This window comes from Pantoea sp. YR525 (assembly GCF_900116775.1).
Lineage (GTDB): Bacteria > Pseudomonadota > Gammaproteobacteria > Enterobacterales > Enterobacteriaceae > Pantoea > Pantoea symbiotica.
Genome location: NZ_FPBU01000002.1, coordinates 479,991 through 501,500, shown reverse-complemented (window position 1 = coordinate 501,500; position 21,510 = coordinate 479,991). Strand labels below are relative to the sequence as shown.

At 54.9% G+C, this 21,510-nt stretch carries 24 protein-coding genes; 11 read left to right on the top strand and 13 right to left on the bottom strand.

Annotated features, from left to right (window positions below):
* Positions 1-10: 10 nt before the first annotated feature.
* Genes fliI through fliF form a run of 4 tightly spaced genes read right to left on the bottom strand, consistent with a single transcriptional unit; the run spans position 11 to position 4,788 of the window.
* Positions 11-1,375: a flagellar protein export ATPase FliI gene (gene fliI / locus BM323_RS05820; RefSeq protein ID WP_008105395.1), complete on the bottom strand. Its 1,365-nt coding sequence runs from the start codon at positions 1,373-1,375 to the stop codon at positions 11-13.
* The gene (fliH, locus tag BM323_RS05815) at positions 1,375-2,076 is read right to left on the bottom strand and encodes a flagellar assembly protein FliH (RefSeq protein ID WP_008105393.1); all 702 of its coding nucleotides are present in this window, start codon (positions 2,074-2,076) and stop codon (positions 1,375-1,377) included. The genes fliI and fliH overlap by 1 nt, the downstream gene beginning before the upstream one ends.
* On the bottom strand, positions 2,069-3,061 hold the full coding sequence (gene fliG, locus BM323_RS05810) for a flagellar motor switch protein FliG (RefSeq protein ID WP_008105392.1): 993 nt from the start codon (positions 3,059-3,061) through the stop codon (positions 2,069-2,071). Before fliG ends, fliH begins: the two co-directional genes overlap by 8 nt.
* Entirely contained in the window at positions 3,058-4,788 is a 1,731-nt protein-coding gene (gene fliF, locus BM323_RS05805) for a flagellar basal-body MS-ring/collar protein FliF (protein WP_008105390.1), read from the bottom strand. Before fliF ends, fliG begins: the two co-directional genes overlap by 4 nt.
* A 240-nt stretch (positions 4,789-5,028) precedes the next feature.
* Here fliF and fliE point away from each other — a divergent pair, with 240 nt between their 5' ends.
* Entirely contained in the window at positions 5,029-5,340 is a 312-nt protein-coding gene (gene fliE, locus BM323_RS05800) for a flagellar hook-basal body complex protein FliE (RefSeq protein ID WP_008105389.1), read from the top strand.
* A gap of 139 nt (positions 5,341-5,479) precedes the next feature.
* A complete protein-coding gene (locus BM323_RS05795; RefSeq protein WP_008105388.1) occupies positions 5,480-6,187 on the top strand; it encodes a YnfC family lipoprotein in 708 nt (235 codons plus the stop codon).
* 32 nt (positions 6,188-6,219) lie between these two features.
* On the opposite strand, the gene BM323_RS05790 is transcribed toward BM323_RS05795, so the two are convergent.
* Positions 6,220-7,431: a diguanylate phosphodiesterase gene (locus BM323_RS05790; RefSeq protein ID WP_008105386.1), complete on the bottom strand. Its 1,212-nt coding sequence runs from the start codon at positions 7,429-7,431 to the stop codon at positions 6,220-6,222.
* A 120-nt stretch (positions 7,432-7,551) separates the two neighbouring features.
* Complete coding sequence (locus BM323_RS05785; RefSeq protein WP_008105384.1) at positions 7,552-8,199, bottom strand: S24 family peptidase; 648 nt, start codon at positions 8,197-8,199, stop codon at positions 7,552-7,554.
* 144 nt (positions 8,200-8,343) lie between these two features.
* On the opposite strand from BM323_RS05785, the gene BM323_RS05780 reads away from it, so the two are divergent.
* The 4 genes from BM323_RS05780 to BM323_RS05765 all read left to right on the top strand — a co-directional run bounded on the left by BM323_RS05780 (position 8,344) and on the right by BM323_RS05765 (position 9,941).
* Positions 8,344-8,733: a hypothetical protein gene (locus BM323_RS05780; RefSeq protein WP_008105381.1), complete on the top strand. Its 390-nt coding sequence runs from the start codon at positions 8,344-8,346 to the stop codon at positions 8,731-8,733.
* Positions 8,714-9,043 carry a hypothetical protein gene (locus tag BM323_RS05775; protein ID WP_036648578.1) on the top strand — a complete coding sequence of 110 codons (330 nt, stop codon included), beginning with the start codon at positions 8,714-8,716 and terminating at the stop codon, positions 9,041-9,043. The genes BM323_RS05780 and BM323_RS05775 overlap by 20 nt, the downstream gene beginning before the upstream one ends.
* Positions 9,044-9,125: 82 nt before the next feature.
* Positions 9,126-9,518 carry a hypothetical protein gene (locus BM323_RS05770; RefSeq protein ID WP_008105377.1) on the top strand — a complete coding sequence of 131 codons (393 nt, stop codon included), beginning with the start codon at positions 9,126-9,128 and terminating at the stop codon, positions 9,516-9,518.
* A gap of 156 nt (positions 9,519-9,674) precedes the next feature.
* Positions 9,675-9,941, top strand: a complete 267-nt coding sequence (locus BM323_RS05765) for a hypothetical protein (RefSeq protein ID WP_008105375.1) — start codon at positions 9,675-9,677, stop codon at positions 9,939-9,941.
* 20 nt (positions 9,942-9,961) lie between these two features.
* Here BM323_RS05765 and BM323_RS05760 read toward each other — a convergent pair whose 3' ends face one another.
* Positions 9,962-10,201 (bottom strand): DinI-like family protein, encoded by a 240-nt coding sequence (locus BM323_RS05760; RefSeq protein ID WP_008105373.1) that lies wholly within the window; start codon positions 10,199-10,201, stop codon positions 9,962-9,964.
* 62 nt (positions 10,202-10,263) lie between these two features.
* Between BM323_RS05760 and iraP the strand changes: the two genes are divergently transcribed.
* Positions 10,264-10,557, top strand: coding sequence for an anti-adapter protein IraP (iraP, locus tag BM323_RS05755; RefSeq protein ID WP_008105371.1), 294 nt, complete (start codon positions 10,264-10,266; stop codon positions 10,555-10,557).
* Positions 10,558-10,752: 195 nt separating this feature from the next.
* On the opposite strand, the gene BM323_RS05750 is transcribed toward iraP, so the two are convergent.
* The 3 genes from BM323_RS05750 to BM323_RS05740 form a co-directional block, all read right to left on the bottom strand.
* Complete coding sequence (locus BM323_RS05750; protein ID WP_008105368.1) at positions 10,753-11,076, bottom strand: DUF6388 family protein; 324 nt, start codon at positions 11,074-11,076, stop codon at positions 10,753-10,755.
* Between the two features lie 171 nt (positions 11,077-11,247).
* The gene (locus tag BM323_RS05745; protein ID WP_008105365.1) at positions 11,248-12,537 is read right to left on the bottom strand and encodes an ABC transporter substrate-binding protein; all 1,290 of its coding nucleotides are present in this window, start codon (positions 12,535-12,537) and stop codon (positions 11,248-11,250) included.
* A gap of 11 nt (positions 12,538-12,548) precedes the next feature.
* Positions 12,549-14,093, bottom strand: a complete 1,545-nt coding sequence (locus BM323_RS05740; RefSeq protein WP_008105362.1) for a methyl-accepting chemotaxis protein — start codon at positions 14,091-14,093, stop codon at positions 12,549-12,551.
* A gap of 195 nt (positions 14,094-14,288) precedes the next feature.
* Between BM323_RS05740 and yedD the strand changes: the two genes are divergently transcribed.
* Positions 14,289-14,762: a lipoprotein YedD gene (gene yedD / locus BM323_RS05735; protein ID WP_008105359.1), complete on the top strand. Its 474-nt coding sequence runs from the start codon at positions 14,289-14,291 to the stop codon at positions 14,760-14,762.
* 132 nt (positions 14,763-14,894) lie between these two features.
* Here the strand turns inward: yedD and fliT are convergent, their stop codons facing one another.
* Genes fliT through fliD form a run of 3 tightly spaced genes read right to left on the bottom strand, consistent with a single transcriptional unit; the run spans position 14,895 to position 17,092 of the window.
* Positions 14,895-15,248, bottom strand: coding sequence for a flagella biosynthesis regulatory protein FliT (gene fliT, locus BM323_RS05730; protein WP_008105357.1), 354 nt, complete (start codon positions 15,246-15,248; stop codon positions 14,895-14,897).
* Positions 15,248-15,655 (bottom strand): flagellar export chaperone FliS, encoded by a 408-nt coding sequence (fliS, locus tag BM323_RS05725; RefSeq protein ID WP_008105355.1) that lies wholly within the window; start codon positions 15,653-15,655, stop codon positions 15,248-15,250. Before fliS ends, fliT begins: the two co-directional genes overlap by 1 nt.
* Positions 15,656-15,667: 12 nt before the next feature.
* A complete protein-coding gene (gene fliD, locus BM323_RS05720; RefSeq protein WP_008105353.1) occupies positions 15,668-17,092 on the bottom strand; it encodes a flagellar filament capping protein FliD in 1,425 nt (474 codons plus the stop codon).
* A 338-nt stretch (positions 17,093-17,430) separates the two neighbouring features.
* Between fliD and BM323_RS05715 the strand changes: the two genes are divergently transcribed.
* The 3 genes from BM323_RS05715 to uhpB all read left to right on the top strand — a co-directional run bounded on the left by BM323_RS05715 (position 17,431) and on the right by uhpB (position 21,500).
* Positions 17,431-19,131, top strand: coding sequence for a FliC/FljB family flagellin (locus BM323_RS05715; protein WP_008105351.1), 1,701 nt, complete (start codon positions 17,431-17,433; stop codon positions 19,129-19,131).
* 282 nt (positions 19,132-19,413) lie between these two features.
* Entirely contained in the window at positions 19,414-20,004 is a 591-nt protein-coding gene (gene uhpA, locus BM323_RS05710; protein ID WP_008105350.1) for a transcriptional regulator UhpA, read from the top strand.
* On the top strand, positions 20,004-21,500 hold the full coding sequence (gene uhpB / locus BM323_RS05705; RefSeq protein WP_008105348.1) for a signal transduction histidine-protein kinase/phosphatase UhpB: 1,497 nt from the start codon (positions 20,004-20,006) through the stop codon (positions 21,498-21,500). The genes uhpA and uhpB overlap by 1 nt, the downstream gene beginning before the upstream one ends.
* Positions 21,501-21,510: the final 10 nt, after the last annotated feature.

Genomic DNA, 21,510 nt, shown 5'->3' with positions numbered 1-21,510 from the left:
TCGTTTGGCGTTAACCGAACATCGCCTGCAGATGCAAACAGGCATCGTCGTAGTCGCTGCGTTCGAAAATGCCCTGATGCAGGAAAGCTTCCATCTCGGGATAGAGCTTGATGGCGCGGTCCAACATCGGATCGCTGCCTGCGGCATACGCACCCACACTCACCAGATCGCGGTTACGCTGGAAGCTGGAGAGCAACTGTTTGAACTGGCGCACGCGCGCATAATGCGTCTCATCAATTAATGAGGTCATGGCGCGGCTGATCGATGCTTCAATATCAATCGCCGGATAGTGACCGGCTTCCGCCAGACGGCGCGACAGCACAATGTGGCCGTCGAGAATCGCACGCGCCGAGTCGGCAATCGGGTCTTGCTGATCGTCGCCTTCGGTCAACACGGTATAAAACGCGGTGATCGAACCGCCGCCGTGCGTACCGTTACCGGCGCGTTCCACCAGCGCTGGCAGTTTGGCGAACACCGAAGGCGGATAACCTTTGGTGGCCGGTGGCTCACCGATGGCCAGCGCGATTTCACGTTGCGCCATGGCGTAGCGGGTGAGGGAATCCATAATCAGCAGCACGTGCTGGCCGCGATCGCGGAAATCTTCGGCGATACGCGTGGCATACGCCGCGCCCTGCATACGCAGCAGCGGCGAGACGTCAGCGGGTGCGGCGATCACTACCGAACGCGCGCGGCCTTCGGCACCGAGAATGTTTTCAATGAACTCTTTTACTTCACGACCACGTTCACCAATCAAGCCCACCACAATCACATCGGCTTTGGTGTAACGCGCCATCATGCCGAGCAGCACGCTTTTACCGACGCCGGAACCGGCGAACAGGCCCATACGTTGACCGCGACCCACGGTGAGCAGGGCGTTGATGGCGCGCACGCCGGTATCCAGCACATCTTCAATCGGCGTACGTTGCAGCGGGTTGAACGGTGCGGTGATCAGCGGGGCGCGATAGCCGGTTTCTGGCGCGGGTAAACCATCCAGCGGTTTGCCGCTGCCGTCGAGTACACGACCCAACAGCTCCGGGCCCAGCAGCATCTGTTTGCCGCTGTGCCCGCTGTCGCCACTGACGCGCGCATAAACCCGTGCGCCCGGCAAAATGCCGTCCACTTCTTCCAGCGGCATCATTAACAGTTTCTGGCCGTTGAAGCCGACCACTTCACTTTCCACTTCAGTGATCTTGCTGCCATCGGTACGTTCAATAATGCAGGTAGCACCGAGCGGCAGTTGCAGGCCAGTGGCTTCCAGCACTAAGCCGGTGGCGCGCGTCAGGCGACCGTAGCGACGCACGGTTTGCACCTGTGAAATACGCTCTTCGAAGGCATCGAGTGCGCCGAGCCAGCGTGAAAGGCGTGAGGAGGTCATTACAGTGTCCCCGGAGCGGCCAGGCGGCACAGCTCCTGCCAGCGCGTTGCCACGCTCGCATCAAGGTCGCCATCTTCGGCGCTAAGTTTACAGCCGCCAGGGTGCAGCGTGCTGTCGGCCAGCAAGCGCCAGCCGTGCAGATCGAGCGTTGGGCCGAGTGTCTGCTCGATGCGCTGTAAATCATCCGGATGGACGCGCAGCTGCGGCTTGCCGCTGAACATCGGCTCCTGCTGAATCAGCTGCTGGATTTGACGCAGCAGGGCGGTGCCATCCACCTGCGTGGCCTGGCCAATCACCGTGCGCGCGGCTTCCAGTGCCAGCTGCATCAGACGTGAAGCGATCACGCTGTCGAGCGCTTCCAGTGTGTGATGGAACTCGGTTACCAGCTGCTGCATACGCGCCTGCAGCGGCGCTTGCTGCTGCTGCGCATCGGCTAAGCCTTGCTGGAATCCCGCGTCATAACCGTTCTGTTGCGCTTCGGCAAAACCCTTTTGATAGCCTTCGCTGTAGCCCTGCGTCTGCGCATCTTTGCGCATCTGCTGCTGCATACGTTCCAGCTGTTGCTCCTGTTCCGCTTCGGCGCTCAGTTCAACATCGATCTCCGGCTCCTCTAACTGAGGCTCCGGTTCGGCACCGAACGGGCTGCCTAAATCATCAGGCTGCCAGCGCTGCCACGCGCGGGCGGAAAAGGCATCAGACATAGGTTTCCTCGCCACCACCAATTACCATCTCGCCGGATTCTGCTAAGCGGCGCACCACCAGAAGAATGGCCTTCTGTTCGTTCTCCACTGCAGACATACGTACCGGACCACGGTTGGCCAAATCGTCGCGCAGGATATCGGCCGCACGGGCAGACATGTTCTTGAGGAACTTCTCGCGCAGCGGCTGCTCGGCACCTTTCAATGCCACCAGCAACTGCTCGGATTCCACTTCCTGCAACAGGCGCTGGATGCTGCGGTCGTCCACTTCCACCAGGTTTTCGAACAGGAACATCTCGTCGATGATCTTCTGTGCCAGCTCGCCATCGAAGTCGCGTACCGCTTCGATAACCGCTTCTTCCTGCTGGGTTTTCATCAGGTTGATAATTTCTGCTGCGGTTCTCACGCCGCCCATCTTCGCGCGCTTGAGGTTGGTACCGTCGAGCAGGCCGTTGAGCACTTCGGTCAGTTCCGCCAGCGCCGCCGGCTGGACACCACCGAACGTCGCGATACGCAGCATCACATCGTGACGCAGACGCTCGTCGAACAGCGCCAGAATATCTGCCGCCTGGGAACGTTTGAGGTGCACCAAAATGGTGGCGATAATCTGCGGATGCTCGTCGCGAATAAGGTCGGCGGCGGCCTGTGGCTCCATGAAGTTGAGCGTTTCCATACCGCTGGTGGTCTCGTTTTTCTCGAGAATATCTTCCAGCAGGCTTGAGGCGCGCTCCTCGCCCAGCGCTTTGATCAGCACCGAACGCAGGTAATCGTTGGAGTTGAGGCTCAGCGCCGCAAACTGTTCCGCATCGATTTCGAACTCACGCAGCACTTCGGTCAGCTGTTTGTGTGAAACCTGGCGCATGTTGGCCATGGCGCCACTCAGGTGCTGAACTTCACGCTGGTTGAGGTGTTTGAACACCTCCGCCGCGCGCTCTTCGCCGATGGTCATCATCAGAATGGCGCTTTTTTCTGTACCGGTCAGACTCATAGTTCTTTACTCATCCATTCGCGGATAACCAGCGCGACGACGCGCGGATCGTTTTCAGACATGTCGCGGATACGCTGGCTCATCACCTCGGCGCTCATGCGGTTAGTAGATTTACGCTCCTGATCCAGCTCGTCTTTGCTGAGCTGAACGCTAAAGGCTTCTTCCTCTTCCATTGCCGCAGCACGTGCCGCCAGCGCTTCCGCTGCTGCTTGTTCCTGCGCTTTCTTACGCATCAGCTGTGGACGTACCAGCTTGCGATAGAGGATGAAGCCGACCAACGCCACCAGCAGCCAGCGACCGGCAGTCATCATCTGATCGAAGAACGATTGCTGCTGCCAGAATGGCAGGTCGCCACCGGCTGGCTCGGTCATGTTGAACTGCGAGTTCACCACATTGACGCTGTCGCCACGGGTTTGTGAATAGCCCATCGCTTCGCGGGTTAAATCTTCAATCTGCTTGATCTGCTGATCATTCAGCGCCACCGCTTTGCCTTTGCCGTCGTCGCGGTAGTTCACCACCACGGCAACCGACAGGCGCTGCACATCACCGACGTTCAGCTTGGTATGACGAATGGTACGATCCAGCTCGTAGTTAACCGTGTCGTTGCGCGTCGAGCTGCTCGGGCCAGAAGGCTGTGCGGTGCTGGTGGTGCTGCCGTTATTCTGCGCATTGGCGTTTTGCGCGTTAGCGTTCTGACCGTTGGCATTATTGTTGTTATTAGCTGGCGGATTGGTCACCGGCGCGGTGTTAGCTGGCGCAGGCTGATTCGACAACGCACCCGGCACGCCGCCAGGATATGGGCTGCCATTTTGTTCGGAGTTGCTGGTCTGGCGAGAACGCACGGCGGAATTGTTTGGATTGGCGTTCGGCTGGTATTTCTCGTCGGTCTGCTCGCTGCGGTCAAAGTTGATCTGCGCCGTCACCTGCGCATGCACATTGCCCTGACCAACAATTGGATTGAGGATCGCTTCGATGCGCTGCTGGAAGCGGGCTTCCACTTCAGAGGCATATTTCAGTTGCGCATCATTCAGGTCGCGACCTTCGCTATCGGAGCGGGTCAACAGACGACCGGCCTGATCGACAACGGTAACGTTGCCCGGCGGTAAACCGGCCACGCTGCTGGAGACCATATGCTGAATAGCCTGAATCTGGCCTTCATCTAACGCGCGGCCAGGTTGCAGATTCAGCGTTACCGAAGCGGAAGGGGCTTTCTGCTCACGCACGAACAAGGTTGGTTTTGGCATCGCCAGATGCACGCGCACGCTCTTTACCGGACCGAGCGTTTCGATGGTGCGCGACAGTTCACCTTCCAGCGCACGCTGATAGTTGATCTGCTCGCTGAACTGGCTGATGCCGAACTTCTCTTTGTCCATCAGTTCGAAGCCAACGTTGCCGCCTTTCGGCAGACCTTGTTGTGCCAGACGCAGACGCAGCTCATGCACTTTATCGGCGGGCACCATCAGTGCTCCACCGTTATCGGCGAACTGGTAAGGGATGTTCATTTGCGTCAGCTGCGTGACAATCGCACCGCCGTCCTCATCGGAGAGGTTGTTATAGAGGACGCGATAGTCTGGCGCTTTTGCCCACAGCACCAACGCAAACACCACTGCGATAACCGCAGCGGCAGCAATAATTAAAGGAATTCGCGGATTGGCGCGCAGGCGGGCGAGAAGGTCACTGAAGCCTTTCTTTGCTGTCTCTGGTGTAGCGGCTGCACTCGCATTCATGACCGATTCCTGCCTGAAATTATTAGTGGTGACAAAACGAACTCCCTGAAGACTTCCCCCAAATTCAGGGGGGAGGAAAATTAAATTCCACTTATTGGCAGGCATTATTTGATGATTCGGGTCACATCGATGGGTGGATAAGCCGGGTTTTTTGCGGTCATTTAGCGCCTTTGTCCTATTGACAGTGTGTTAACTTTCTCATCGTGAAAATTTAATCACTTCTTCATTAGGGGTCAGGCAATGTCAATTCAGGCGATTGAGGGTGTGCTGCAGCAGCTGCAGATGACGTCTCTGCAGGCCAGCGGTAAGCAGGCGGAGTCCACCAATCAGGTCGATTTTAGTGCCACCATGAAAGCAGCACTCGACAAGATCAGCGAAACCCAGACAACGGCGCGCGCGCAAGCGCAGGATTTTGAAATGGGTAAACCGGGCATCCAGTTAAACGATGTGATGGTCGATCTGCAAAAATCCTCTATTTCCATGCAGATGGGCGTGCAGGTGCGTAACAAACTGGTGTCGGCGTATACCGATATTATGAGTATGCAGGTGTAGTTTCTTTCGGCTTTCTTTCGGGTATTTCTTTCGAGTATAGTTCAGCGCGGTGATGGTTTTATCTCAGGCGGGAAGGTTGCTGCATCACAGTGAATACACCGCCCAACGCGCTGCCTTATTTTGAGAAGAGGATTCTCACGTGAAGAAAACCCTGCTGTTTTTGATCGCTATCACCCTGCTAGCAGGATGTGACAAGGATGAAGCGACGTATTACCCGCAAATGAAAAACTTTGCCTATCTCTATCAATTCGAAGCGCTGCCTGGAAAAGTCAAAAATACCCATCAAACGCTGTTCACCGCCGACGGCCAGCAAATCTTCGAAGTGAACGTCGATTTCGACCGCAACGGCTGTCCAACGCATGTTAAATCGGTGGGCAAAGAGGGCGAAGTGATTGAGGTTGCGCGCGATGGCGACGCATTAAAAGGCAGCGAAAACGGTCAGGACGTGGTGGTAACGCTGGATAAAAACTGCGCCATGGTGAAGAAAGTCACGCCGAGCATGACGGTAGATATTGCCTACAACAAACAGGGTTTGGTGGAGCAGATCTCATCGCCTGCTTCCGATGCAGCGTTTCACCTCGCCTATAACAGCGCGGGTGAAATGGCGGTATTGAGTATTACTCAGGCCGGAACGGAAGTGTCGCGTGCTACTGCAGTGCGGGCAGAAGATAAGAAAAAGATTTCTGACGTGGTCACCACGGTGAAGCGTAATGACCAGATTAAAACCGTCAGCAATGTCTGCAAATATAAAAACGATGTTCCTTATTATTGCGACATTATTACCACCGACGCAGCAGGCGAGGTGGTTGATAAGCAGTATGGCAATATCGAGATGACGTATTATTAGTTGCAGGGTCGCCATTTATGGCGACCGCCACACTATTTAATCTCAGGCCACGCCACCGCCGGGAATCCATTCAACAGCGGATGCGCAAACAGGAAACCCTGGAACTGGCTAATGCCCGCCGCTTCCAGCCACATCCACTCTTCGGCTTGTTCCACACCTTCGGCAATCACCGCGATTTCCAGCGATGCGCAGCACTTAATGATGGCGTGCATGATCGCTTGCTTCGGGCCGCTTTTATGCACATCGCGGATAATCTCGCGATCGATTTTGATTTTGTCCGGCTGGAACTTCGATAACAGCGACAAGCCAGCAAAACCGGCACCAAAATCGTCCAGTGCCAGGCTGATCCCCGCCGCTTTCAACTTTCTCACTTCGGCAGCAAATTCATCCGAGCGCGAGATGATCTCATTTTCCGTCACTTCGACGATCACCTGCTGCGGCACCAGCCCGCTGGCTTTGATCTCGGCCAGCAGGAAATCCACCGCGTTTGGCACCGTCACCAGCGACATCGGTAGCAGGTTGATCGACAGGCGATGCTCGCCAATACCCAGCTTACTCGCGACGTTAAACGCCAGGCGTTTCGACTGAATATCCGCGTGATAAATCGCCTCACCACCAAACGCAGAAAAATACTCTTCCGGCGAGCCGCCGTTTGGCGTACGAATCAGCGCTTCAAGTGAGGTCACGCGGCGTGCGAAGGGATCGATAATCGGCTGAAAGGCAAAGCGGCAATCCTGCACGCTCTGATCAAGGTCATCCAGCTCATTCAGCCATTCATCATCGGGAATAAATTCCCAGGTGCTGGCGGGTGGGATCTCAAAGTAGTTCTCTTTGTCGCGCGCCACCACGAAAGTGCGCAAAAACTGAAGCGCACGATCTTTGTAGGTGAGCTGATAACGCGAGGTGCCTTTATCCAGCACCGCTTGCAGCACAGTGTCTTTGTCATGCTCGCGCAGATCGAACAGCTCCATGCCGACTTTGCCAAAACGGCGTTCTGGCGCGAAGTCGTGCATCAATTCCACCAGATTGTGGTGGCGTGCGTCCTGACAAATACGCTGATAGATGCCTTGCACCGCGTCGCGCGGGCCTTCCAGCAGTTGAAAGAAGTGCAGGCCGTCGAACAGCAGGATGCCGGTGACATCCGAATTTTTGTTTTTGCGATTGGCTTTAGCAACCATATCTTCGAGCGTTTTAATCGGCACGTGGTCGTGCAGATGGCTGCGATAAAGGATGGTGGTGAGCATGGCGATTGTCCGGCTAAATTATAATTTTGCGGCTAGATTAACAGGCTTACAGCGGGGTCTGTCCATAGCTTCCCGCGCTCAGACTAAACTTTTTTTAAAATAACGGTTTAAGCGTAGCGGCTAGCCGCCTCGGTAACGTCTCAACTCCATTAACGTGCCGATGATTTGCAGCGAAATTTCCTCAGAATGCAGCTGAGGAAAATCATCATTGAGCGCGCGCAATGTGAAGATTTTCTCATCCTGCTGCTGCGTTTGCAGACGATAAATTCGCACCAGCGCCGCACCATCGACCAGCGCCAAAACTACATCGCCAGGCTGTGGCTGAACGTCTGGATCAAAGATCACACTGTCTCCGGGCCGGTAATCGGGCTGCATCGCGTGGTCTTCCACCGTGACCGCCAGCGCGCCATCGCCCAATTGACTTTCACTGTAGAGAAAGCGCGTTGCCTGCTGTTTCAGCAACAACCGCTGCTCGCCCAACCACGTTGACGCTTGCGCCAGGCTAATCAATGGCACCGCCATAACCGGCGCGGCTTTGGCGTGGGTGGCAAACACTTCGCCGTCCCCATCAATAATCCATGCCGCTGTGCATTGCAGCCACTCCGCCAGCCGCAATAAGTTCTCGCCGCGCGGAACGGTTTCCTCTTTTTCCCATTGCGATACAGCCACATGCGATACACCAACGCTCTTCGCCAGCGCCTGCTGCGTTAACTGTAGTGCTTTACGTCGTGCCCGGATGCGCTCACCGGAAGATTCTTTTTTCATCATCTTGACATCTCCTGAAGGAACGACTTAAGTATACTTAAATTCACAAGCCAAAGTAAACTTAAATTCAGGCGTTGACCGCGAAGCTGGCAAGGGTGGTCAGCGTGCTTATGGGGCACAACCCTTGCCAGGGGTGAGAGGTAAAGCATGGAAAGTAGTTTAGTCACCAGCGTAGGTGCGTTGCTTCTCGGCGGCGGCGCAGCAGCTGTGTTCTGGAAACCGTTAATGGCGGGTATCGCCGCTATCGTCACCAGCAATCGTGCCGGCGGGGAGATCATCACCAGCTACAAAGAACAGGTGATGCTGCTCAAAGAAGGTCATGCCTTGATGCGCCAGGAAAACGATGAGTTGCGCGTCCGACACGACAAAAACCTGCGGCGAATCTCTTCGCTGGAAACCGATCTGCGGCTGATCAAAAACGCCCTGAGTATTTTACTGGCGACCACCGAAACCGAACATAGCGATAAGTTTCGCAGCCAGGTGAATCAACTGATTACCACTCTGGAGGAGAGTCGTGATGATGCAGATAAACAGTGAGTACGTAGTGAAAAACCATCGACGCCAGCTGTTCTTCGGCGGCTTTCTGCTGATGCTGTCGCTGATGTGCGTGGCGATGACGGTACTGTTTCTGTTTGTGAGTAACAGCGCCAATCAGCGCGTTGAAGAGATTCGACAGCAATATCGAACGATCTCAGAACGACGTGAAGCGCGCGTGGCGGAACTCACCAGCCAGTTGGTGGCGCTGCAAAACAAACTCGATGGGATAGCGAAGCACCCAATCAGCAATCCGGCTGAAAAGGGGAAACCGGCTGAAGGAGATAAATCGCCACCTCAACCCAAGCGTTAAGGAGGTCAGCATGCGAATTACCACGTGGATTGCAGCCACTGTTACCCGACTGCGGTCTTTATTCAGTAAGAAGGAGAGCATTATGAGCGATCAAACTGTTATCAATCCAACCACCACCATCGCATCGTCACCTGCGGAAGATTTCGCCAACGAAGTGGCTACGCCAGTCGCAGTCGCAGCGGTACCTGAAGCGGCACCGGCTGTTACATCTGAGGCGATAACACCAGCGCCTGTGGAGGCTGCGCCCGTTGCTGCAGCCGAGGTTGCGCCGCCCAGCGTACCGGAAGCCGCTGCTCCCATTGCAGCCGAAGCGCCGCCAGCCGCCGCAGCGGCGCAGAGCCATGACGCAAGTGAGGCATTCTCAGAAGGCGTGAAGGATTTCGGACGCGCGTTTAACTTTGTCGAGCAGGGCGTGATCAAACTGGGTGATGCCGCGAAGGATGAGCTGATTGAGCTGGCGAGGAAATATCTGTAGTGCCTGACGACGCACCATTGGGGACCGGGATGTCCCCTGTTTACTCACAGGTTTTAGTCACTTCCGATTATTCCTAAGGCAGCTTCGATATTTTGCACTACCTTTAATCATTCAAGCGTTATTTAAATCGTCTTATTAAGCGAAAAGGAAGATAGCATGAGTGATACAGAAACTGTAAAAACCAAAACTGACTACCTGCGTGATGTCACCTCCCAGCTTAAAGAGATGCGCCACTACGCGCAGACCAACACTGAGACGCTGTCTGCCCACTGGCTGGCTTTTGATGCGGGTGAGTATAAAGACACAGAATATGCGGGACGCTTCGATACCTTGCTGAATAAACAGGGCAAGCTGCTGGATGACATTGATGAGGCGATTCAGGATCTGGAAATCGCCATCAACCATGCTGAGCAGGAAAGCTAAGCCTCTAACGCACTGGTGGCCTAATCGGCCACCAGCCACATTTCTGCCTCATCGAACATCTCTTCAACAATCCGCGCAACTGTCGCTTTATCGTTCTTACTCAAATCGGTATCTATCGCGTTACGTTCCATTGGTTTGACGCGTACCTCAATATCGGGAAAGACGCGCTGTACACGCTTTTCCAACTCCTGCAAAATCATCTCACGTGCGCCCGGTAATCCGGCCACGTTGCGCTTATCGTAAATCAACTCCACAAACATCAGGGCGTTCCATTCATTGGATCGGGTGCGATATAGTACTGTAAATAAAAACAGGGGTAAACATGCGCCAACTGGTTATCGATATCTTATTGAAAATGGCAAAAATGGATGTGGAAGCAAAAGAGCTGGTGGCGCAGGTTGAGGCGCAGTCATTGCTGATTGCGGCACTGCTGATTCAGGCAAAAGAGGATAATACGCTGACCATTTCCGATACGGTGCAGGATGCAATTGTCACCGCATCGCGTGCGTCGCAGGATTTTTTACAGTCGGATGTGGATCTGCTGCTTACCCACGTCAATCGTCTGCTGGCGGTGGCAAGTTATATCGAAGTGAAAGGGATCGAGCGAGAAGGGTAGAAAAAATATGACCTCTGGAAGTGGAAATCCAGCAACACTTCCAGAGGCGGTGCAACAGCACCATTCGTTCAAGGACAATCTACGACTTACGTCGTGATGAGTAAGTTATACAAGTTCGATCGACTTGTACAACTTTTTCCTGAACAATTTGTGTGGTTGGAGATGTATCTTTGATGCATTTTCAATGCGTTGCACTTAAAGCTCGTTCTTGATGCAGAACTCTTCCCACGTCATTCCTAACGCTTCCGCGTGAGATTTCAGATACTTTTCAATGGCATCGGCAGCGACGGCTTTGTCGGGTTCTGCCAGCTGAATGGAAAACAGCATGCCGTCCAGCTTCTTTTGACGTAAAAACGCGGCATAAATACGTTCAGCGTGCCAGGCCCGTAACTGCGCTAATGACAAATTCGCCTGGCGTGCATCGCTTTCGGTCAGTTCATCCAATGCGGATTGGAAATCGGGGTGGGCGGCGAAAAACATCGTGCGTGCCTGAGCGTAATACTCTTCTGGGGTTTTCATTCGGTGTTCCTGCATATCAACTTGCGCGCTAGTGTAACGCGCGCAAGCTGCGTTGTCAGGATTCCGCTGTTGGATCGATATTCGTGGCAACCAGGTGCGCATTAATGCGCACCCTACGAAACCACACTCGCTACAAATCCCGTAGGGTCGCCATTTATGGCGACCACAACATTAATGCAACTGCTGATAAATCCGCGCGACGTCCTGCTGATTCTTCGCCAGCGTCTCATCCAGCGTCAGTTTGCCGCTCAGCATATCCGCCAGATTTTGCCCGACGGCGTTACCCATCTGATCAAATCCAGGAATGCTCACGTACTGCACGCCCTGATAAGGCACCGGATTGAGCGTGGGCTGCTCGACGGTAGCCGAATCAATCGCCGCTCGTACCTGCGCGGCGTACGGCGCCAGACGCTGATAGCTCGCCTGCTGATAAGTGGAGTTGCGGCTGCCCGGCGGCACCGCGCCCCAGCCGACGGTATCGGCCACTTGCTGGATGTACTGTTTTGACGTCGCCCAGCTAATAAAAGCTATCGCCGCCTCGCGATTCGGCGTGTTAGCCGGTACCGCCAGCGCCCACGACCATAACCAGTTCGAACCATTACGCGTGATGCCGCCCGGCGCAGGCGCAAAGGCCAGCTTATCGGCGACTAATGAGATCTGCGGATTAACCAGCAAACCGGCCGCCACCGTGCTGTCGATCCACATCGCGCACTTACCTTGCGCGGTCAGACGCAAAATCTGGCCGAAACTGTTTTTCACCGTGTCCGGCGGGCCATCCTGCTTCACCACCTGCAGATAATCACTCAGCGCTTCGCGCCACTCCGGCGAATTTAGCGTCGGCTGCCAGTTTTCATCGAACCACTGCGCGCCATAGGCATTCGCCATGGTGGTCATGAACGCCACGTTATCGCCCCAGCCTGGCTGGCCGCGCAGGCACAGGCCGTAAATGCCTTTTTGCACATCGGTGAGTTTGGCGGCGAAGTTCTTGATATCGGTCCAGTCGGGATTATCCGGCATGGTTAACCCTTTCTGCGCAAACAGATCTTTTCGGTAGTAGGTCATGCTGCTTTCCCCGTAGAACGGCAGGGCGTAGAGCGTTTGCTGGAACGACAGCGCTTTGCGCACCGGCGCGATGAGATCATCGCTGTCGTAATCGGCGGGCAGCTTATTCAGCGGTGCCAGCCAGCCTTTTTCGCCCCACAGCGGCGCTTCATAGGTGCCGACGGTGATGACATCGAACTGCGCCTGGCCGCTGTTCATCGCTGATAGGACCGCCTGACGCAGTGCGCCATCGTCCATCACATGCCATTGCAGTTTGACGTCCGGATGCTCCTGTTCGTAGCGCGTGGCGAGCTGCTGCATGATGGTCATATCGCCGTTGGCGATGGTGGCGATATTCAGCGTGGTCGCCGCGTGGCTCAGCAGCGGCGTGGCGAGTAATATCGCGAGAAGTTTACGCATCATGTCGCTCCTTAGCGCTGTTGCAAGCGGAAGAAGGCCATCTTCTCCACCAGCAATCCGGCATGTTCGCTGACGGTCTGGCTGGCGGCGCTGGCTTCCTGCACCAGCGAGGCGTTTTGCTGCGTCGCACCATCCATCTGAATCACAGCGGTGTTGACCTGTTCAATGCCACTGGATTGCTGGCGGCTGGCCACGGCGATTTCACCGACAATATCCACCACGCGCGCCACGCCCAGATTGATGTCATTGAGCATCGCGCCAGAACGCTGCACCAGCGCGCTGCCGGCTTCTACTTTACCGACGCTGGCATCGATCAACGCTTTGATCTCGTGCGCGGCTCCGGCGGATCGCTGCGCCAGCTGACGCACTTCGGATGCCACCACGGCAAAGCCGCGCCCCTGTTCGCCTGCGCGTGCCGCTTCAACTGCCGCATTCAGCGCCAGCAGGTTAGTCTGGAAGGCGATCTCATCGATCACCCGGTTGATATCGGCGATGCGTTTGCTGGAGGATTCGATCTCCTCCATCGCGCTGACCGCATCACGCAATACGCTGCTGCCGCGTTCGGCCTGATGACGCACATCGGTGGCCAGTTCGTTGGCCTGCGCCGCGTTATCGGCGTTATGTTTCACCGTGGCGGTCATCTGCTCCATGCTGGCAGCGGTTTGCTCCAGCGAGCTGGCCTGCGAATGGGTGCGTTCAGAGAGATCATCATTGCCGTCGGCCATCTGCCGCGCCGCATCACTCAGTGCGCTGGCACTTTCGCCCACTTCACGCACGATCTCCGCCAGACGCACATCCATGCGCAGTAGCGACTGCATCAGTTCGCCCATCTCATCGCGCGAAACGCTACCGATATCATGATTTAGTTCACCGGCGGCAATCGATTCGGCCAGTTCGCGTGCCTGACCAATCGATCGGTTGATAGAGCGGATCAGCAACCAGCCAAACACCAGCGCCACGCTCAGCCCGGCCAGCAAAATGATAATCAGGCTATTACGCGCCAACTGATAATCGCTGTTGCTTTGCTGATAGGTGAGTTCGGCATGCTGACGCATCAGCGCATCAAGCTGATCGATATCCTGTTGCAGTAGCTGACTGCCGCTGCGCAGGCGGGTTTCAATCACCACCAGCGCGCCGGATGGGTTGCCGCCCTTCAGCAGTTCACCGGCATCCTTCAGCGCGCTTTGCCAGCCGTCGAGATTGGTGATGAATTGCTGGCTGAGGGGTTTGGTTTGCGCATCAAACGCCAGCTGCTGCCAGGTTTGACGGTCTTTCGCAATCTGCTCGCCGTAGTGCGCAATGCGCGCCAGACGCTTATCCACTTCGCTGCTGTCGGTCCAGTAGCGCAGGGCATCGAACAGGGTTGAGGATTGTTCCTGCACCATGCGGTACAGGCGGGACGAATATTGCAGCGGTAACAGCTCATTCTGGTAGGCGTTTTGCGCCCGTTGGTCGGCGGCGCGCAGGCCGATGATTCCCCAGATGGCGGCAACAATCAGTAAAATGCACAGCAGGCCAACAATCGATGTCAGACGCGCGCGAAGAGTCAATCGCATAACGGTGTTCTCCGTAACGAAGGTGAGTGTGTAGTCGGTAATTATTGTTTTTGCAGGCTCTTTTAACTCCAGAAGAGTTATCGGCGCAGAAGTGAACAGCTTGAGGAAAATCATGCGGCGCGCAGCAGATACCTTGCGCAACGGATGGGAAAAATTATAACGTAGCCGCCATTGATGCGAGTGTAGGGATCGAGAATGAAAAAGTGGATGATAGTGGCCGCGCTGGCGCTGAGTGGCTGTGCGCAGATCAGCAATTATGACCAGGCCGTGAAAACCCCGGCGCCGCTGGAGCTCAAAGGCAACTGGCAAACCGTGGGCCCGCAGAGCAAGCTAATCAGCAAGCAAGCGATGGGCAGCCTGATTATCGGTGCCGAAGGCGACACGCTGGATTGCCGTCAATGGCAACGCGTGATTGCCAAGCCGGGCAAATTAACCCGTCTGGGCGATGATTGGGTCAACGTGACACGCCAGGTGCGCGTGATGCCGCTGGTGCTGGAGAACGGTGAGCTGCGTTACGATGGGTTGAGACTGCGTAAAGTGGATCGCCCAACCGTTGAGTGTCAGCAGGCGCTGGAAGAAGTGGCGAAGCGTCCGAACGAGGCGGTGATTCAGGATATCGAGCCAGAGATTATGCGCCCAATTACGGTGTCGTCTGCATCCGCACAGTAATTCCCAGGTCGCCATAAATGGCGACCCTACATATTCTGCCCGTAGGGTCGCCATTTATGGCGACCTGGAATCGAAAAAAACGGGTGAGAAGCTAACTTCCCACCCGTTTTTCATTCAGTTCATCGCAACGAATCAACCCTGCGGCAAATACACACTACCTTGCTTACCATACGCGCTCATCACCGATTTCTGCATCGATGACTGGCCCACCAGTTGCGTCAATTCATCCATACGCAACTGCAGCAGACGTTTCACTTCGCTCTCATTATCGAGAATATGGCGTAACACCGGACGCAACTGCTCTTGCAGCTGGCGCGACGGTGCGGCGGCTTCGGTTGATTGCGCCAGTCTTTGCACCGCACTGACATAGTCCACTTCCTTGGTAATCAAATCATCCCATTCGCCGTCTGCTGCCAAACGCAGCATTCCGTGGCTGAGGTCGAGTAACTGTTGGTAAACGGTGACAAGTGACGGTGCAATATTCATTAAACGGCGTCCTGAAGGTGTTGAGGTTGTACGACTTCTTTCCAGGCATCAGCGATATTGCGCAGAAGACCTTCAACTTCTTCGAGGGCTTCGACATCATTACGCAGATTAGCCTGAACCAGACGACGAACCATGTAGGAATAGAGCCCTAACAGGTTGTCGGTAAGGTCATCGCCTGATTGCTCATCGAGGCCCTGCTTGAGTCCGCCCTCGATAATATTAATGGCCTTGGAAATCGAGTTACCTTTTCCCTGGATATTGTTGTCCTGCATAAACAGGCGGGCGCGGACCAGTGCGCTGATCGCACCGTCAAACAGCAAGGTAATCAGCTGCTGTTGATTGGCGCTCATCACTGAGCTCTCCACCCCAATTTTTGCATAGGCTTGTGTGCCTGTAGCGCTGTACATGGTCACTCCTTACTATTTAGAACTGCTGCTCGAGGTCATGCTGTCGAACTGCTGTGTCAGGTAATCGCTGGTGCTGTTCAGCGAGCTCATGGTGACGTCGAGTTGCGTGAACTGCGTCTTATAACGCGCAATCAGGGCGTTAATACGCGTGTTCATGTTGTTGTACTGCTCAGTCAGGTTATTCAGCGTCTTGCTGACGCCATCTTTCGCGGACTGAATGCTGCCGGTAGATGACAGCCAACTGGTCAGGTTAGTCGCCAGTTTGGTGGTGATACCGGTAGTTTTACCGTCACCCACAATCATCTCTTTCACGCCGGCCGGATCTTTGGTCAGCTCGGTTTTCAGCTTGTCGGAATCTAACGACAGCTCACCGGTGGTCGGGTCGGTAGTAATACCGATTTGCGCCAGCGTTTTGTAGGTTGAAGAGCTAGCCGTGTTGGTCAGCAGACTCTTGATCTGGGTTTGAATGCCGCGCAGCGTGCTATCACCAACCAGCGCACCGTTGCTGGAGTCTTGTGTATCTGAGCCGACATCCACCGCGGTGTATTTGGTCAGGCTGGTGAACTGATCCAGCAGATTGTTGTAAGCATCCACAAAGTTGGAAATCGCGGTGGAGGCTTTAGACGTATCCTGCGTGATGGTTAACGTCTGATTTCCGCTGGTGACATCATTCAGATTCAGCGTAATCCCTTCCAGTGCATCACTGATGGTGTTGGTGCTGCTGGTGATGGCGACGTTATTGACCGTCAACTCGGCATCTTGCGCGGCGACGCTGACGTCCAGCGGGTTGTCGGCATCGGTTTTGGTTGAATCAAAGCCGACAATGCCCTGCAGCGTGTCATCGCCAGTCACGGTAACGGAAGAAACCGCATTGGCTTCACCGGTTTTCGACGCGGTCAGCGACAGACGATAGGCGCCATCACCGGTTTTAATAATACTGGCGCTGACACCAGCGTTGGCACCGTTAATCGCGTCACGCATGCCGGTCAGTGAAGTTTGATCGCTGGTCAGCGTAATGTCTTTGCTGGTACCGTCTGCCAGTTTGATCGACAGCGTGCGGCTGGCATCCGAGCTGCCCAGCGCGGTGGTATTGCTGGTTTGTACGCCGGAAGTCAGCGTCTGTGCCTGCGCCAGCTGAGTAACGCTAATGCTGTATTTTCCGGCGATGGTGCTGCCAGACGTGGTGGCGCTGAATGCGGTGGTGCTGCTGGCAGCACTGGTGGCGGTGAACAAATCCGCACTGTTTAATGCCGTGTTGGCTGTCTGGAAGGTCGTTAACGCGCTCGACAAGGTGCCGTAGGCGCTCAGCTTCGCGGTGTACGCGGTCTGCTGATTAGAGATAGGTGTAAGAGAGGCTTTCTCTGCCGTACTCAAGTTATCCAGGATAGTACTTAAATCGAGGCCTGAACCGATACCGAGGGTAGAAATTGTGGTCATGTTGTTTCCTTTCTATGTCGACACGGAGAATCAATACCGCGGGTTATCGGCTCTTTATGGGCAAAGTTTAGAATTATTTACCAGCAGGTAATAAAGCGAATAGCGTATATAGAGAAGGGTATTTCGGGGGCTAGAAAAATGATCAAGTTGGTCTAAAGAACTCTTCGGGTAGGGCGATAAAGATAAGCGTGACAGGTTGAAGGGAAAAATTTTCACCTGGTCCTAAAAAAAATCTAAAGGTTGTTTAAGGGCAGACGATAACAACATTGACGGCGCTGAAGCCGGCGGGTTGAAGCCCACACCTTAACCGAAAGACTTGATTAACAGGAATAATTATCATGGCCCAAGTCATTAATACCAACAGCCTCTCGCTGATCACTCAGAACAACATCAACAAGAACCAGTCTGCTCTGTCTACTTCTATCGAGCGTCTGTCTTCTGGTCTTCGTATTAACAGCGCTAAAGATGACGCAGCGGGCCAGGCAATTGCTAACCGCTTCCAGTCTAACATTACCGGCCTGACTCAGGCTGCGCGTAACGCCAACGACGGTATCTCTGCTGCGCAGACTACTGAAGGCGCGCTGTCAGAAATCAACAACAACTTACAACGTGTTCGTGAACTGACCGTACAGTCTCAGAACGGCACCAACAGCCAGTCTGACCTGGACTCAATTCAGGACGAAATCAAATCACGTCTGGACGAAATTGACCGCGTATCTGGTCAGACTCAGTTCAACGGCGTGAACGTACTGTCTAAAGACGGCACTCTGAAAATTCAGGTTGGCGCGAACGATGGCCAGACCATCAACATTGACTTGAAGCAGATTGACTCTAAAACTCTGGGTCTGAATGGCTTCAACGTAAACGGTTCTGGTACTATTGCGAACAAAGCAGCGACTATCAGCGACTTAGCAGCGACTGGTGCTAACGTAACTGACCCAACGAACGTTACTGTTACTACTAACTTTGATGCTTTAACTGCTGATACTGCTTTCTCGAAGTTGAATACTGGCGATACCGTTACAATTGCTACTGGTGCAAATGCCGGTACTTATACCTACGATGCGACAGCTAAAAACTTCACTACTACTAAAACTGTTACTACTGGTGCGAACACCACGGCGCTCGGTGCTTCCCTGAAAGCTGATGCAGGTCAGACGAAGTCAGGTACATATACTTCTACCACTGGTAAAGTTAACTTTGATACCGACGCAAGTGGCAACATTACAATTGGTGGACAGACTGCGTACTTGGTAAATGGTGCTCTGTCAACCAACAACTCCACCGGTGCTACTACTGGTGCGACCATGAGTGATTTGTTCACTGCAGCAGATGCAAACACGACTGCAGGTGGTTCATCAGTAGCCTTTGATGGTAAAACTTATAACTTTGCAGGTAGTGCTGGTGGCGTAACTTACAAAGATTCAGTGGCTTCAGACGCTCTGCTTGCTAACGTCAAAGCAGATACTACTGCAAACGATGTTACTATCAAGTTTAACCAACAGGCTCTAAACTTTAGCACTACCTTCACTTCAGGTTCTTCAACTGGTGCTGCGGGTGTTAAAGCATATGTTGATAGCGATGGTGAGCTGACCACAACTGGTTCTTATACCACTACTTACAAAGCGGATGCAGATACTGGTGCTGTAACAGTAACTGGCGGTACTGGTACTGGTAAATATGCTGCTAACGTAGGTGCAGCAGCATATGTAAGCTCTGCTGGCAAACTGACCACTGAAGCCACCAGCGCCGGTACTGCAACTACCGATCCACTGGCCGCTCTGGACTCAGCTATCAGCAGCATCGATAAGTTCCGTTCAAGCCTGGGTGCGATTCAGAACCGTCTGGATTCAGCGGTAACTAACCTGAACAACACCACCACTAACCTGTCTGAAGCACAGTCTCGTATTCAGGATGCTGACTACGCAACTGAAGTTTCAAACATGTCTAAAGCTCAGATCATCCAGCAGGCGGGTAACTCAGTGTTGGCTAAAGCTAACCAGGTTCCACAGCAGGTTCTGTCTCTGCTGCAGGGCTAATCGCTCTAAGCTCCTTGCTTATCAAACCCCGCTTCGGCGGGGTTTTTTTATACCTGCATATTCATAATATGCAGGTAATTGCTCATAATTCGCCGGTAAATTCTGCAAGTGATACAAGTCGGTCACCATAAATGGCGACCCTACAAAACCGGGTAGGGGCGCCATTTATGGCGACCGATACGTCATTGTATAAACCCAAACCCGCCACCTTCACCCAATCCGCTTGAAGCTTCCCCAGCTTATCGCTAAGGTAAGCGCGTTTTTTCGCCGCCAGGAAACCTCATGACCACCATTGCGCTTATCGACGACCATGTGATCGTCCGTTCGGGTTTTGCCCAATTGCTGGGGCTGGAACCGGATTTCCAGGTTGTTGCCGAATGCGGTTCCGGGCGGGAAGCGCTCAATAAGCTGCCGGGGCGCGGCGTGCAGGTGTGCATCTGCGATATCTCGATGCCAGATATCTCCGGGTTGGAGCTGTTAAGCCAGCTGCCGAAAGGCATGGCGACCATCATGCTGTCGGTGCACGACAGCCCGGCGCTGGTGGAGCAGGCGCTCAATGCTGGGGCGCGTGGATTCCTATCTAAACGATGCAGCCCCGATGAACTGATCGCGGCGGTGCATACCGTGGCCAAAGGCGGCTGCTATCTGACGCCCGATATCGCCCTGAAGCTCGCCTCTGGACGTCAGGATCCGCTCACCAAACGCGAGCGCCAGGTGGCGGAAAAACTGGCGCAAGGTTTAGCGGTGAAAGAGATCGCGGCCGAACTGGGCCTGTCGCCGAAAACCGTTCACGTTCATCGCGCCAATTTGCTGGAAAAGCTCAACGTCAGTAACGACGTTGAACTGGCGCGTCGCATGTTTGATGGCTGGTAATGCAGCCACTCTTTTCGCGGCTGATTGCCGTTATCGCCAGTTTTTGTATCTTCTCTGCCGCGTGGTTTTGCCTGTGGAGCATCAGCCTGCATCTGGCGGATCGTCCTGAGCTGGCGGTGTTGCTGTTTCCCTTTGGCCTGCGCCTTGGACTGATGTTGCAGTGCCCGCGTGCCTACTGGCCGGTGCTGCTCGGTGCTGAGTGGTTGCTGCTTTATTGGCTCTCACGTGAAGTGGCGCTGGCGCATCTGCCGCTGCTAATGCTGGGTAGCATGCTGACGCTGCTGCCGGTGGCGCTGATCTCCCGTTATCGTCATCAGCGCGACTGGCACACCTTGCTGTGGCAGGGCGGTGCGATGGTGTGCGCGGCGCTGCTGCAGGCATTGCCGTGGATCACTGAACCCGCAGCGCTAAATGCGGTGCTGCTTACGCTGACCGGCGCATTGACCGTAGCACCAACCTGCCTGGTGATCTGGCACTACCTCACCAGCACGCGCTGGCAGCCACTCGGTCCTTCGCTGGTCGGACAGCCGGTCAACTGGCGCGTGCGCCATCTGTTTGGTTATGTGCTGCTGTTTATGGTCAGTTTGTGGCTGCAGCTTGGCTTGCCGGCAGAGCTGTCGCGCTTCACACCGTTTTGTCTGGCGTTGCCGATTATTGCGCTGGCGTGGCATTACGGCTGGCAGGGCGCGCTGATCGCCACACTGATGAATGCCATTGCGTTGATCGCCAGCCAGACCTGGCACGATCATGCGGTCGATCTGCTGTTATCGTTGCTGGCGCAAAGTCTGACCGGGCTGCTGCTTGGCGCGGGGATTCAGCGCTTACGTGAACTCAATCAGTCGCTGCAAACCGAGTTGGTGCGCAATCGTCGCCTAACGGAACGCTTGCTGGAGACTGAAGAGAGCGTAAGGCGCGAAGTGGCGCGTGAACTGCACGATGATATCGGCCAAACCATCACCGCCATTCGTACGCAAGCCGGGATCATGCAGCGCATCAGCCCGGAGAATGGTGTGAAGCAGAGCGGCATGTTGATTGAGCAGCTGTCGCTGGGCATTTACGACTCCGTGCGCCGATTGCTGGGGCGCTTGCGTCCGCGCCAGTTGGACGATCTTTCGCTCGAGCAGGCTATTCGCTCGCTGATGCGGGAAATGGAGCTGGAAGGGCACGGTATCATCAGCCATCTCGACTGGCAGATTGACGAAGCGCGGCTCAGTGAAGCGCAGCGCGTCACGCTGTTCCGTGTCTGTCAGGAAGGACTCAACAATGTGGTGAAACACGCCAGCGCCCGCGCGGTGACGCTGCAAGGCACATTGCAGGAGCAGCGGTTGCTGCTGGTGATTGAAGACGATGGCTGCGGCTTACCGGTGGGTTCTCCGCAGCAAGGTTTTGGCCTTGCCGGCATGCGCGAACGCGTGACGGCGCTAGGCGGCTCGCTGGGAATCTCCTGCACCCACGGCACGCGCGTTAGCGTCACGTTACCTCTGCGCAATGGATAAGCAAAAGATG

Coding starts and splice junctions, on each gene's coding strand:
- fliI (WP_008105395.1), bottom strand. CDS start 1,375: ATGACCTCCTCACGCCTTTCACGCTGGCTCGGCGCACTCGATGCCTTC.
- fliH (WP_008105393.1), bottom strand. CDS start 2,076: ATGTCTGATGCCTTTTCCGCCCGCGCGTGGCAGCGCTGGCAGCCTGAT.
- fliG (WP_008105392.1), bottom strand. CDS start 3,061: ATGAGTCTGACCGGTACAGAAAAAAGCGCCATTCTGATGATGACCATC.
- fliF (WP_008105390.1), bottom strand. CDS start 4,788: ATGAATGCGAGTGCAGCCGCTACACCAGAGACAGCAAAGAAAGGCTTC.
- fliE (WP_008105389.1), top strand. CDS start 5,029: ATGTCAATTCAGGCGATTGAGGGTGTGCTGCAGCAGCTGCAGATGACG.
- BM323_RS05790 (WP_008105386.1), bottom strand. CDS start 7,431: ATGCTCACCACCATCCTTTATCGCAGCCATCTGCACGACCACGTGCCG.
- BM323_RS05785 (WP_008105384.1), bottom strand. CDS start 8,199: ATGATGAAAAAAGAATCTTCCGGTGAGCGCATCCGGGCACGACGTAAA.
- BM323_RS05780 (WP_008105381.1), top strand. CDS start 8,344: ATGGAAAGTAGTTTAGTCACCAGCGTAGGTGCGTTGCTTCTCGGCGGC.
- BM323_RS05775 (WP_036648578.1), top strand. CDS start 8,714: ATGATGCAGATAAACAGTGAGTACGTAGTGAAAAACCATCGACGCCAG.
- BM323_RS05770 (WP_008105377.1), top strand. CDS start 9,126: ATGAGCGATCAAACTGTTATCAATCCAACCACCACCATCGCATCGTCA.
- BM323_RS05765 (WP_008105375.1), top strand. CDS start 9,675: ATGAGTGATACAGAAACTGTAAAAACCAAAACTGACTACCTGCGTGAT.
- BM323_RS05760 (WP_008105373.1), bottom strand. CDS start 10,201: ATGTTTGTGGAGTTGATTTACGATAAGCGCAACGTGGCCGGATTACCG.
- iraP (WP_008105371.1), top strand. CDS start 10,264: ATGCGCCAACTGGTTATCGATATCTTATTGAAAATGGCAAAAATGGAT.
- BM323_RS05750 (WP_008105368.1), bottom strand. CDS start 11,076: ATGAAAACCCCAGAAGAGTATTACGCTCAGGCACGCACGATGTTTTTC.
- BM323_RS05745 (WP_008105365.1), bottom strand. CDS start 12,537: ATGCGTAAACTTCTCGCGATATTACTCGCCACGCCGCTGCTGAGCCAC.
- BM323_RS05740 (WP_008105362.1), bottom strand. CDS start 14,093: ATGCGATTGACTCTTCGCGCGCGTCTGACATCGATTGTTGGCCTGCTG.
- yedD (WP_008105359.1), top strand. CDS start 14,289: ATGAAAAAGTGGATGATAGTGGCCGCGCTGGCGCTGAGTGGCTGTGCG.
- fliT (WP_008105357.1), bottom strand. CDS start 15,248: ATGAATATTGCACCGTCACTTGTCACCGTTTACCAACAGTTACTCGAC.
- fliS (WP_008105355.1), bottom strand. CDS start 15,655: ATGTACAGCGCTACAGGCACACAAGCCTATGCAAAAATTGGGGTGGAG.
- fliD (WP_008105353.1), bottom strand. CDS start 17,092: ATGACCACAATTTCTACCCTCGGTATCGGTTCAGGCCTCGATTTAAGT.
- BM323_RS05715 (WP_008105351.1), top strand. CDS start 17,431: ATGGCCCAAGTCATTAATACCAACAGCCTCTCGCTGATCACTCAGAAC.
- uhpA (WP_008105350.1), top strand. CDS start 19,414: ATGACCACCATTGCGCTTATCGACGACCATGTGATCGTCCGTTCGGGT.
- uhpB (WP_008105348.1), top strand. CDS start 20,004: ATGCAGCCACTCTTTTCGCGGCTGATTGCCGTTATCGCCAGTTTTTGT.